General features: G+C 65.9%; 10 protein-coding genes. 4 read left to right on the forward strand and 6 right to left on the reverse strand.

The window, feature by feature from the left end:
* Positions 1 to 1,167: transketolase-like TK C-terminal-containing protein (locus AC3WJM_RS05860; protein ID WP_492271375.1), on the forward strand; the 1,167-nt coding region annotated here is incomplete at its 5' end.
* A gap of 57 nt (positions 1,168 to 1,224) precedes the next feature.
* On the opposite strand, the gene AC3WJM_RS05865 is transcribed toward AC3WJM_RS05860, so the two are convergent.
* Positions 1,225 to 1,416: a YegP family protein gene (locus tag AC3WJM_RS05865; protein WP_059389468.1), complete on the reverse strand. Its 192-nt coding sequence runs from the start codon at positions 1,414 to 1,416 to the stop codon at positions 1,225 to 1,227.
* Between the two features lie 202 nt (positions 1,417 to 1,618).
* On the opposite strand from AC3WJM_RS05865, the gene nboR reads away from it, so the two are divergent.
* Complete coding sequence (nboR, locus tag AC3WJM_RS05870; protein WP_492271376.1) at positions 1,619 to 2,248, forward strand: nicotine blue oxidoreductase; 630 nt, start codon at positions 1,619 to 1,621, stop codon at positions 2,246 to 2,248.
* A gap of 68 nt (positions 2,249 to 2,316) precedes the next feature.
* Here nboR and AC3WJM_RS05875 read toward each other — a convergent pair whose 3' ends face one another.
* From AC3WJM_RS05875 to AC3WJM_RS05895, 5 genes are all read right to left on the reverse strand, one after another.
* Positions 2,317 to 5,151 carry a molybdopterin-dependent oxidoreductase gene (locus AC3WJM_RS05875; RefSeq protein ID WP_492271377.1) on the reverse strand — a complete coding sequence of 945 codons (2,835 nt, stop codon included), beginning with the start codon at positions 5,149 to 5,151 and terminating at the stop codon, positions 2,317 to 2,319.
* Positions 5,152 to 5,153: 2 nt separating this feature from the next.
* The gene (locus AC3WJM_RS05880; RefSeq protein ID WP_492271378.1) at positions 5,154 to 6,092 is read right to left on the reverse strand and encodes an FAD binding domain-containing protein; all 939 of its coding nucleotides are present in this window, start codon (positions 6,090 to 6,092) and stop codon (positions 5,154 to 5,156) included.
* Positions 6,083 to 7,273, reverse strand: a complete 1,191-nt coding sequence (locus tag AC3WJM_RS05885) for an XdhC family protein (RefSeq protein ID WP_492271379.1) — start codon at positions 7,271 to 7,273, stop codon at positions 6,083 to 6,085. Before AC3WJM_RS05885 ends, AC3WJM_RS05880 begins: the two co-directional genes overlap by 10 nt.
* Positions 7,274 to 7,563: 290 nt before the next feature.
* Positions 7,564 to 9,135: an NCS2 family permease gene (locus AC3WJM_RS05890; RefSeq protein WP_370872234.1), complete on the reverse strand. Its 1,572-nt coding sequence runs from the start codon at positions 9,133 to 9,135 to the stop codon at positions 7,564 to 7,566.
* A 15-nt stretch (positions 9,136 to 9,150) separates the two neighbouring features.
* Positions 9,151 to 9,645, reverse strand: a complete 495-nt coding sequence (locus AC3WJM_RS05895; protein WP_492271380.1) for a nucleoside deaminase — start codon at positions 9,643 to 9,645, stop codon at positions 9,151 to 9,153.
* 220 nt (positions 9,646 to 9,865) lie between these two features.
* Here AC3WJM_RS05895 and AC3WJM_RS05900 point away from each other — a divergent pair, with 220 nt between their 5' ends.
* The gene (locus AC3WJM_RS05900; protein ID WP_284989967.1) at positions 9,866 to 11,428 is read left to right on the forward strand and encodes an 8-oxoguanine deaminase; all 1,563 of its coding nucleotides are present in this window, start codon (positions 9,866 to 9,868) and stop codon (positions 11,426 to 11,428) included.
* 40 nt (positions 11,429 to 11,468) lie between these two features.
* Entirely contained in the window at positions 11,469 to 12,251 is a 783-nt protein-coding gene (locus tag AC3WJM_RS05905) for a DUF2510 domain-containing protein (RefSeq protein WP_492271381.1), read from the forward strand.
* Positions 12,252 to 12,328: the final 77 nt, after the last annotated feature.

Below are 12,328 nucleotides of genomic sequence, written 5' to 3' on the forward strand. Positions count from 1 at the left end.
GACAAGAACTTCGGCAAACGCTTCGTCCCGGTCGTCCCGGACGAATCGCGGACCTTCGGCATGGACGCGTTCTTCCCGACCGCGAAGATCTACAACCCCAAGGGCCAGAACTACCTCTCCGTGGACCGGGACCTCGTCCTGGCCTACAAGGAATCCCCCATGGGCCAGCTCATCCACCCCGGCATCAACGAAGCAGGCGCCGTCGCGGCCTTCACCGCCGCCGGCACCGCCTACGCCACCCACGGCGAACCCCTCGTGCCGATCTACGTGTTTTACTCCATGTTCGGCTTCCAACGCACCGGCGACGCCTTCTGGGCCGCCGCGGACCAAATGACCCGCGGCTTCATCATCGGCGCCACCGCAGGACGGACCACCCTCACCGGCGAAGGACTCCAGCACGCCGACGGACACTCCCCCATCCTGGCCTCCACCAACCCCGCCGTCCTCACCTACGACCCCGCCTACGGCTACGAAATCGGACACATCATCCGCGACGGCCTCGAACGCATGTACGGCCCGGACTCCACCGACCGGAACTTGATGTACTACCTCACCGTGTACAACGAACCGATCAGCCAGCCCGCCGAACCGGAAAACCTCGACACCGAGGGCCTCCTGAAAGGCATCTACCTGCTCGCCCCCGCGAAAACCGACGGTCCCCGCGCGCAGCTCCTGGCCTCCGGCGTCTCGGTCCCCTGGGCCCTGGAAGCCCAGAAAGTCCTCGCCCAGGACTGGGGAGTCTCCGCCGACGTCTGGTCCGTGACCTCCTGGAACGAACTCCGACGCGACGGACTCGCCGCCGAAGAACACGCCTTCCTGAACCCCGGCGACGAACCCCGCACCCCCTTCGTCGCCCAGCAACTCGCCGGCGCCACCGGACCGGTCATCGCCGTCACCGACTACATGAAAGCCGTCCCGGACCAGATCCGCCAATTCATCCCCACCGAATTCGCCTCCCTCGGCGCCGACGGATTCGGATTCTCCGACACCCGCCAAGCCGCACGCCGCTTCTTCAAAAACGACACCCACTCCATCGTCGTCAAAACCCTGCAGCTCCTCGCGGCGAGGGGCGAGGTTGACCCGAGTGCGCCGTCGTACGCCATTGACCGGTACAAGCTCCTCGACGTGACCGCCGGCACCACCGGCGGTTCGGGGGGCGACTCCTAAACAGCTTTAAATAAGAATCGGCGGTAGTGCTCCTTGAGCACTACCGCCGATTTATTGCTACGCTCCGAGCGAGCGCCGATCCACCACGAATCCTGTGGCGGCATTCTCCCTGACTGCGTTGATACCGGCCACAAGGGCCGCAATATCCGGGAACTTGGGCGACACCGCCACTACCGTTCCATCATCGGCCTTCAACCGGAAACGGAACGATTGCTCCCCAGCTGCCAGAATTTCGAAAATGCCAGACATGAACCCTCTTTCCACCGCGGATGCGTCATTGCATCCCCTTCGATGACCACTGACTCTCGTGAAGTCCCTAAGAGAATATCGGCCATAGGAGTCTGCCAGAAGGCCTACCCATGGGTAATATTCAACCTTTTTCGGTAGACCTATATCGGAGTGCAAGGTGAACCTAGAGACCCCGCGAAGGCACATGGATAAGGTGAACCCCATGAACGATTCCAGCCCCGTAGCCACCACCGGTGTATTGTTGGCCGGCGGCGCAGGGACTCGCCTGGGACTCGGCCCCAAGGCGCTGCTGCCCTTCCGCGGCCGGACCTTGGTGGAAGTGCTCGCCAAGACATTGCTCGACGGCGGATGCCTCAAGGTAGTCGTAGTGCTCGGTGCCGGAGCCGAGCGGGTCCGTCGCGCTACGGAGCTGGACCAGTACCTCGTCGTCGACAACCCGGAGTGGGCAGCCGGCATGGCCAGCTCGCTCCGCACCGGCATTGCGGCAGCTACACACGGCCACAATGTCATGGTGACTTTGGTGGACCAACCTGGGGTGACCCCCGCCGTCGTCGCCAGGCTGTTAGCAGCGCACCAAGCCGGCCGGGTGACCGCGGCAGGATACCCGGAAGCCGCCTTCGACGGTGGCCACACAACAAAGCTAAGGCGCGGCCACCCGTTGATCATCGACGTCGGCCTCCGCGCCGAGGTCGCGGAGTCCGCCGTCGGCGACGCCGGGGCACGCCGTTTCCTCAAGGCGCACCCCGGACTGGTGGACGTCGTCGACTGCAGCGACCTCACCGACGGTGCCGACGTGGACACGAAGGACAAGCTGCACCTCCTCAGTGACTAGCCCCCCCATCGCGGCCCGGCCACCCAACTAACTCGCAGTAGATGCCGTTATGAGGCTCGATAACGACGTTAAATGCGAGTCAGTTGGGTAGGGGTGGAGGCGGCGGCGTCCTTCAGCGCCAGGTAGATCTTGTCCCGGGCGATGGGGAGCGCAGCGAACCTCACCCCGGTGGCGTTCCGGATGGCGTTGGCCAGCGCGGGTGCCACGGGATTGAACGGGCTCTCGCTCATGGACTTCGCACCGAGCGGCCCCATCTGGTCGTTCGTTTTCGCGAAATAGACCTCGCTGCGTGGCACGTCCGCGAAAGAGGGGATGTGGTATTGCCGCAGGATGTCGGTGGTGACCTTGCCTGCGTCGTTCACCCGGACTTCCTCATACAGCGCGACTCCCAGCGCCTGGGCGATTCCGCCTTCCACCTGGCCGCGGCATTGCCGTGGATTGACCACGACGCCGGCATCGGCCGCCTGGACGCTCTGCAGGATCCTCAGTTCCCCCGTGCCGGTGTTCACGGCCACCCGGAATCCGTGGACGTTGAAGGCGACCGAACGCGGAGTTCCGCCCCAACGCCCTTCGGTGGCGAGTTCCATGCCCTGCTGCTGTGCGGCGTCGTACACCTCGGTAAAGGGAACCACCCGCTCACCCCAACGCACCGCACCGTCCTCGAGCACGCAGTCCGCCTCCGGCACACCGGCGAACGCGGCCGCCACAGCCCGGATCCGGACCGCGAGCTCCTGCGCCGCGAGCAAGGTTGCCTGCCCGGCCACCACGGTTCCAGCGGAGCCGAATGCGCCGGTATCGTGCTCCACGAGGTCCGTGTCGGACTGGCGCACGGCCACGTTCGACGCCGTCGTGGCCAGGGCGGTCGCCGCCAGTTGGGCGTGGACCGTGGTGGTGCCGTTGCCGAACTCGGCGGTCCCGACGGCGGCGTCGAACGTACCGTCCGGCAGGAGCCTGAGGCGCGTGTGGGCGAAGTGGCCGCGGGGCGGAACCGTGTCGATCATGGACAGCGCGGACCCCACGCCCGTGACCCACCCCGGGCCGAAGTTGTCGAGGCCGGCATCCCGGTAGCGTTTATCGCCCCGCTCGAGGGCATCCCGGACCAGAGCCACACACTGGTCCAGTCCGTAGCTCCCGTAGTAAACGTCCTCTTCCGGTTCCGGGTTCGTGGAGAGCATGTGGTCACCCGGCCGGACCATGTTCTTGAGCCGGAAGTCCAAGGGGTCCATGCCGATTCCGACGGCGAGCTCGTCGATGGCGGATTCGATCGCGAAGATCATTTGGCTCAGTCCGTAGCCACGGAAGGCGCCGGCCGGGACTGTGTTGGTGTAGACGGCCTGCGCATCCACTTTCTTGTTGGCACATTTGTAGACGGCCAGGGACTCGCCGCAACCGTGGAACATCACTCCGGGCGCGTGGTTTCCGTACGCGCCGGTGTTGGTGACCACGTCCAGCTGCATCGCCGTCAGCTGGCCGTCATTGCTCGCCCCTGCTTTGACCTTGATAGTGAAGGGGTGGCGCGTGGTGGTGGAGGTGAATTGCTCGGTGCGGGTGAATTCCACCTGCACCGGCCGGCGCAGCTTGAGTGCCGCCATGGCTACGAGGTCCTCGGTGAGCACTTCCTGCTTGCCGCCGAACCCGCCTCCCACGCGGCCTGCCACCACGCGGATGCGGTCTTCGGGAAGGTCGAACACGCGCGCAAGTGTTCGCCGGACCAGGAACGGGACCTGGCTGGAGGAACGCACCATGAGCCGGTCCTCCCCCGGATTGTCGGAGGGCTCCACCCACGCGATGGAACAGTGCGTTTCCATTGCGACGTGCTGGACCCGCTGGGTCTGGTAGGTGTTCTCGTGGATGAAGTCGGCCGCCGCGAAGCCGGCTTCGACGTTCCCCAGCTCGGAATGGACCTCCGCCACGACGTTGTTCTGCGGGCGGGAAATCCGTGCCGTTTCCCCGTCTTTCTCCCCATGGATCGCGGGCGCACCCGGCAGCAACGCGTCCTGTGGCGAGAAGACGGCGTCAAGGAGTTCATATTCCACCCTGATGGCCCGGGCCCCGGCTTCCGCTGCGCCCACCGATTCGGCGACGACGGCGACCACCCGCTGGCCGATGAAGCGCACTACGTTGTCGAGGACGCGGGTATCGTCGGGATCATCGGTGTAAAGCTCGTGCTGGGCGGTGGAGAACAACCGGCCCGGCGCGTCCTCATGCGTGAAAACCGCGACGACGCCGGGTACTTGGAGGGCCGCCGTCGCATCGATGGAGACAATCCGGGCATGCGCATGTGGCGAGCGCAGCAGCTTCAGGTGCAGCAGGCCAGGGAGCTGTTCTGCCGGGACGTCGAGGGTGTAGCGGGCGGTGCCGGTGACGACGGCGCGCCCCGCCGGGGCGGGAACGTTGTCGCCGAGCTGACCTGAACCCTTTGATCCCGCGCCGGACTGCGACGCGGCGCCGCCGTCGGAGGTGTTTTGCCCGTCGCCGGCGTCACCGCACACTGCGTCCGCAATGGAGCGGTAACCCGTGCAGCGGCACAGGTTTCCCTTGAGGTTTCGGGGGAGGTTGGCTTTCTGTTCCTCGTCGAAGGTGGCGGCCGTCATCATCATGCCGGCCGTGCAGAAACCGCACTGGAAACCCTGGTTATCGAGGAACTGCTGCTGCACCGGATGAAGCTCTTCCCCGTTCGAGAGCCCCTCGACGGTGGTGACCGAGTGCCCTTCGGCTCGGACAGCCGGGTAGATGCAACTGTGCACGGGTATGCCGTCCACGTGGACCGTGCACGCGCCGCAGTCGCCGCCGTCGCACCCTTTCTTGACGCCGAAGTTGCCCTGTTCGCGCAGGAACGTCCGAAGGCACTGGCCCGGCCGTGGAGCGGCCTCGGTGGCTGTTCCGTTGATCTCGATTGCCATGCTCAGGCCTCCTTCTGTGCGGCTTGGGTGGATGGTTGCGGCGAGGTGGCGTGCGGCGGCCAGAAATCGCCCGAGACGGTGGGCGGTCCGTCCGGAACCGGCTCGAGCAACTCCGCGCGGATCTCCTCCGCAAGGCGGAACGTCATGTCGCGGCGCCATTCCGGGAGCCCGTGGATGTCGTCGTGGTACAGCTCCGCAGGGATTGAATGCCCGACGGCGGCGGCCAGCCGCCCGGCGTCGGGCAACTCCGCGGCGGCGAACCGCAGCTGCACGGGCCGTTTGGTCGCGGCGGTGACGGTGAGGACCAGGCCGCCATCGGCGTCGAGCCTTCCGATCAGCAGCACCCCGGATCGCCCGAGGTTGCTGAGCGAGAGCCGGCGGAAGGCCACCTTCGCCGACAAGGCCGCCGCCGGGAGCTGGATGCTGCGAAGTAGCTCGCCTGGCGCCAGGCAGTTTTTCCCGTCCCCGGTGACGAATTCGGTCACTGGAACGGTACGGCTGCTGCCGTGGCATCCGAGGATCGTGGCCTTGGCATCCAGGCCGGCGCACAGCGAAATCATGGGCCCGGCGGGGAGTGATGTGCACACATTGCCGCCAACGGTGGACATGTTCCACACCTTGAACGAGGCTACGAAAGAGTCGCAGCACGGACGGAAAAGATCCAGTCCCGGCCAGTTCCGGCCAGCCACGGCGTCCGACACGGGCAGGGCGTAAAGCTCGGCGACGGTGCAGGTGGCGGCCAGTTCAATGCCTGCGTCGCCCACGGCGACGGCCGGCCAGCCCGCGTGCCCCAGATCGAGCAACCGTTTGAGCGGTTCTTCGCTGCCCACGGGTCTGCCGTAGGAGAACAGGACCGTGCCGCCGGCAAGCCAGGCGTCGCCCTCGCGCCACTGGCCTGGATCCGTGGTGGCAACCACGGACTCGATGGTGTTCATGTCCATGGGGTCACCTTGCTTTGTTCGGGGGTGTTGGTCTGATGGATCGGTCCTGCGCCGTCCTTGAGCGAACCCACGGCGGAGGCCGGGCGCGGCGCGCGGGACGCGAGGATTTCGGCGGTAATGGACACGGCCACTTCCGCGGGAGTCACTGCGCCGAGATCCAATCCGATCGGCGAATGCAGGCGTTCGAGGGACTCGACCGGGATGCCGCAGGCAAGCAGTCCATCGATCCGCTGCCGGTGGCTGCGCCTGGAACCCATGGCTCCCACATAGGCGAGATCCAGATCGAGGGCTGTTTCCAGCAGGGGAATATCGAATTTGGGATCGTGGGTCAGCACGCACACCACCGTGCGGGAATCGATCCGGCCGGCGGCTGCTTCCGCGGCAAGGTAGCGGTGCGGCCAGTCCGTGACGAGGTGGTCGGCGCCGAGGAAACGGCCCTGGCTCGAAAAAGCGGGCCGCGCATCGCACAGAGTGACCTCGTAGCCCAGGAGTTTCCCGGCGGGGAGCAATGCCGCGCCGAAGTCGTTGGCGCCAAAGATCAGCATGCGGGCCGCGGGCAAGCGGGTTTCCACGAACAGGGTGATGGGTTCGGCTTCCGGCACGGAACCTCCGCAGCCTTCGGCCGGGGCGAGCCGCACCAGGCCAGCACGGCCTCCATGCAGAAGGGGTTCTAGCTGGGCCGCGGCCGCGCGGATCACGGCGTCATCCCCGCCAAGAAGGTCTGAAAGTTCCCGCGAACCAGCGGCGGAAAATCGCGCCGGATCAGGCACGACGACGGCGCCTCCCGCAGCGTCAAGCCTGCGGATGAGCGCCAGGGAAGAGCCGCTGGAAGCGGTGCTCAACAAGGCCGGGTCCAGGCCGGCGGGCCCGGTCGGCTGGATGTGGACTTCCAACTCGCCGCCACACGTGAGCCCGACGGCGAACGCGTCCTCGGCGCTGTAGCCGAACGACTCGAGGCGGCTGCCGCCGTCGTGCATTGCTTGAAGGGCGGCTTCCACCACGGCGCCTTCCACGCAGCCCCCGGAGAGGCTGCCAAGGACATCGCCGTGTTCGGAAACCAGCATGGACGTGCCGAGGGGCCGGGGGACCGAGCCTCCCGCGGCCACGATGGTGGCAACGGCGCATCGCTGCCCGGAGACCGCGGGCCGCCACATGCCCAGCGAGGGCATCAATTCCAGCATGGCAACACCTCCTTTTCCGAGGTCCCGGACCGGAAACCCGCCCGGGGCAGTGTGCGATCTTGCCTCATATTCTCATTCCTTGCGTCTGTACAGGAGAGCTTCGGGTAAACAGGCGACCCGTTGCGTGAAGAGGACCGGGGCGGGCCTCTCATTTCCCACCCCGGTCCTTAGCGGAGCGGCCGCACCTCACCGCCGCCCGCCGTCGTCGTCCGCTTGATGCGGTTGGTGACGATCGGCGGACGCCTATTCATTGCGGTGATTTGCGGCCGGACCGCCGTCTCAACGGCCGGCTACGCTCCCATCAGCGCGCTGATCGGCCCGCGGGCGAAGTAGACCAAGAAGCCGACGGTCACCACCCACATGAGCGGATGGACCTTCCTGCCCTTCCCGGAAGCCGCGTGGATCACGGCCCAGGAGATGAATCCGACGCCGATGCCGTTGGCGATGGAGTAGGTCAGCGGCATGGTGACGATGGTGAGGAAAGCGGGCAGGGCCACGGAGAACTTGGAGAACTTGATCTCGCGGATCTGTGCCATCATCATGGCGCCCACCACCACCAGGGCCGCGGCTGCGACCTCGAGAGGAACCACGCTGGTGAGCGGGGTCAGGAACATCGAACCCAGGAACAACAGCCCGGTGACTACCGACGCCAGGCCGGTGCGGGCGCCTTCGCCAATGCCGGCAGCGGAGTCGATGTACACGGTGTTGGATGAGCCCGACGTCGCGCCGCCCGCCACCGCACCCAGGCCTTCGACGATGAAGGCCGACTTGAGCTTGGGGAATGTTCCGTCCTTGTAAGCCACTCCGGCGCTCTTGGCGAGGCCGGTCATGGTGCCCATGGCGTCGAAGAAGTTGGTGAACACCAGGGTGAACACCAGCATCGTGGCCGCCAGGCCGCCAATCCTCGAGAACGAACCGAAGAGGTCGAAGTGGCCCACCAAGCTGAAGTCCGGGGCCGAAACCAACTGGCCGGACAGCACCGGAGTGTTGAGGTGCCAGCCACCGGGATTGGCTGCGCTGCCAGGCCCGATGTGCATGACGGCCTCGACGACGGCGGCGAGGATTGTGGTGGCGACGATTCCGATCAGGAGTCCGCCCTGGATCTTACGGGCCACAAGGATTCCCATGACCAGCAGACCGACGATGAAAACAAGGGTTGGTATTGAGGTGATGGAACCATCGTTTCCGAGCTGAACCGGCGGTCCGCCTTTAGTGGCGCGGACGAAGCCGGAATCGACGAAGCCGATGAAGGCGATGAACAGGCCGATGCCAACGGTGATGGCGGCCTTGAGTTCCTTGGGGACGGCCTTGAAGATCGCGGTCCGGGCGCCTGTGACGCCGAACAGGACAATCAGGATGCCGTTGATGACCACCAGGCCCATGGCTTCCGGCCAAGTGACCTCATGGATCACGGCTACTGCCAGGAACGAGTTGATTCCCAGGCCCGCGGCGAGCCCGAACGGCAGGTTCGCGATCAGGCCGAAGAGGACCGTCATGACACCGGCGGTCAGGCCGGTGACTGCCCCCACTTGCGCCGCGGACAACCATCCGCCGGCCACATCCGTGGGTGCGTTCTGGGCTGAGAATCCGCCGAGGATCAGTGGGTTGAGGATAACGATGTAGGCCATCGTGAAGAACGTGACGATGCCGCCGCGGAATTCGCGGGCCAGCGTGGAGCCACGCTTGGTGATCTGGAAGAAACGATCCAGGAAGGAGTTCGACGCGGGGGGCCTGGGGCTGCTGCCCCGCTGTGCCAGTCCGGTTGCCGTGTGCTTCTCGCGTGCCTCTGTCTGCCCTGCGCCGGAAGGCGCAGCCTGCTTTTCAGTTGCCGTTCGCATTTCTGCGGGGTCCAGGATTGTCATTTCAGCCACCGGGCCCTAGTAGTCAATCCTGGAGTCAAGCGTGTTCCAGGTGTTGAAGGGTTCCAGGATGGCCGGGGCCTGGGGGTCGCCCAGTTCCAGCTTGGTGACCGGCATGAGCGTGTCCCGGTCCTCGTTCTCGAAGTATTCGTAGAAGACGGCGTCGTCGAAGCCGACGGATGCTGCGTCGTGCCGGTCTGCTGCGAAGACCACCTTTCCGATACGGGCCCAGAGCGCCGAGGCCAGGCACATGGGGCATGGCTCGCAGCTCGTGTAGAGGGTTGCCCCGCTGAGATCGAAGGTGCCGAGTTCGCGGCACGCATTGCGGATGGCGGTGACCTCGGCGTGGGCCGTGGGGTCGTTGGAGGCGGTGACCCGGTTGACGCCTTCGAAGGCGCGGCCATCCGCGGTGACAATGACGGCGCCGAACGGCCCGCCGCTGTTGAGGACATTGGCTGTTGCCAGCTCAATGGAAGTGGCCAAGAAATGTTCGGCCGTGACGGTGGTACTCATGTGCGACTTCCTTAGTGCTGAGGAAGCCTGTAACCAGGGAGGCATCTGAACATGACAGACCAGTGCTGCGATTACCAGGCTTCAGCATGTGCTTTTGAAGGTTTCGCCTGGTAGATAGCTTCCCGGAGTCCGGGTGCCCGCCTTTGGCAAATTGAGATTAGCACCGGTGGTGTGAGCCGCGCCATAGTTTCTGGAAAAAAAGTTTCAACATGTGAAATTCATGCTTGGCGCCCGGCAGGGGAGCGTTTCGCCGCCGGTCACATTGACGCACTTCGGGGAGCCACCTACGCTGGGTGCCACCGGCAGGGTTGACCTCCGGAACCTGGATCAGCAGACAGGAACCACTGAGCTGGAACGCAACTACGCCGACCAGACAAGGATCCCCGTGTCCCAGACATCCGATTTCCAGCCAGCAGCCCCGGCAACGGATCCAAGCTCTTCCCGGCTCTGGATCAAGAATCCCCTCGCAGTGTTCACCGCCAACGGCCTCGACGCCCGCGGCGGCATCGTGGTCAGCGATGGGAAAATCGCAGAGCTCGTCCCGGCAGGAAAGCGTCCATCCGCGCCCTGCCATGAAACGTTCGACGCCGGCAGCCACGTCCTGCTTCCCGGGCTCATCAACACGCACCACCACTTCTACCAAACCCTCACGCGAGCCTGGGGCCCAGTAGCCAACGCTCCCCTGTTCCCCTGGCTGCAGAACCTGTATCCCGTATGGGCGCGGTTGACGCCGGACAGCCTCGAGCTTGCCGTGAAGGTAGCGCTCGCGGAACTCCTGCTTTCCGGCTGCACCACGGCAGCCGACCACCACTACCTCTTCCCCGCGGGACTTGAGGACGCGATCGACGTCGAGGTCGGCGTCGTGCGTGAACTCGGCATGCGCGCGACCCTCACCCGCGGGTCCATGACGCTCGGCGAGGACGACGGCGGCCTGCCGCCGCGTTCCACCGTGCAGCGTCCCGAGGTGATCCTCGCGGACAGCGAACGGCTGATCGGGAAGTATCACGAGCGCGGAGACGGAGCGGTTATCCAGATCGCCTTGGCCCCTTGCTCGCCGTTCTCCGTGACCAGGGAAATCATGGCCGAGAGCGCCGCCATGGCCGAACGGTTGGATGTCCGGCTCCACACGCACCTCGCGGAAACCATCGACGAGGAAGACTTCTGCCGCGAGATGTTCGGGCTGCGCACCGTCGACTATCTGGACAGCGTCGGCTGGCTCGGAAAGCGCACCTGGCTGGGCCACGGCATCCATTTCGACGACGACGAGATCGCCCGGCTGGGTGCCGCGGGCACCGCCGTCGCGCATTGCCCGACGTCGAACATGCGGCTCGCGTCGGGCACCGCACGGGTGCTGGAACTTGAGGCCGCCGGCGTGCCGGTGGGGCTGGGCGTGGACGGTTCGGCGTCGAACGATGCCTCCAACATGATCCTCGAAGCGAGGCAGGCGTTGTACCTGCAGCGGCTGCGCTACGGCGCGGACGTCCCGGTGGAGCGCGCCCTCGGTTGGGCCACGCGGGGGTCCGCTGCAGCGCTGGGCCGCACGGACATCGGGCAGATCGCTCCCGGCATGCAGGCCGACCTGGCCTTGTTCACGCTCGACGGGCTGCGCTTCTCCGGCAGCCACGATCCCGTCGCGGCCTTGTTGCTCTGCGCGGCGGACCGCGCCGACCGCGTCATGGTCGCCGGTAAATGGCGCGTTGTGGACGGGCAAATTCCCGGCCTGGACATCCCGGAACTTATTGCCAAACATTCAGCCGCCGCACAGAAAATCATCAGGGGTTAGGAGTAGCCTCTCGATTAGGTCGTAGATCAGGAGGCACATCATGACCGTCCCCCAGCACAACACGCCGACTCCTCCAGGTTGGTACCCGGACCCCTCGGGCTCCGGGCAACTACGGTGGTGGGACGGTAACGCCTGGACCGGGAACGCGTGGAACCCGCCGGCCCAGGCCGGCGCGGGTCAGGCCGGCGCGGGTCAGGCCGGCCCAGGTCAGCCCGGCGCGGCGTGGCCCGGCGCAGGCCAGGCCGGCGCGGGTCAGGCGGGCGCAGCTCAGCCCGGCGCGGCGTGGCCCGCGGCCGCAAGGCCCGGGCAATACGGGGGGCCTCCGCAATACGCGGGATCGGTCCAGCCCGCGCCGCGCCCGGAAATCAGCAGGGGGACGCCGGTCTACAATCCGTTCATCTGGCTCGTCACCCTGCTGCCAGTGATCACCCTGATCATCCTGTTGCTCTGGAACCCGGTCTTCCACCTGCGGTATGTCGGCGCTCGGCGCGTACCCACCCTCGATCCCAGCGCGTTCAGCGTTCCCTATTTCCTGCTGGTCATTTCAGGCTGGCTCATCTACGGGGTCAGCGTCCTCTTGTCCTACCTCGACTGGCAAAAGTTGCAAAGGGACGGGGTGGTCCGCCCCTTCCATTGGGCATGGGCCTTCCTCGGCGCCGGAGTCTACGTCGTGGGCCGTTCAGTGATCGTCCACAAGGTCGCCCCGCAGCGCGGACTCGCGCCGGTTTGGGCACTGATTGGCCTAACTGCCCTGAGCCTGATCCTGGTGTCCGTCAAAGCGAGCATGATCATTTCGACGATCGCCAAGGCTTTGCCAATGTAGCTTCGCCGGGCAGACTTTGTCCGCGACGCTACTTGTCGGTCAACCCGAAGCGGGGGGGGGGGGGGGGGGGGGGGGGG

This window comes from Arthrobacter sp. FW306-1B-G06A (assembly GCF_058781765.1).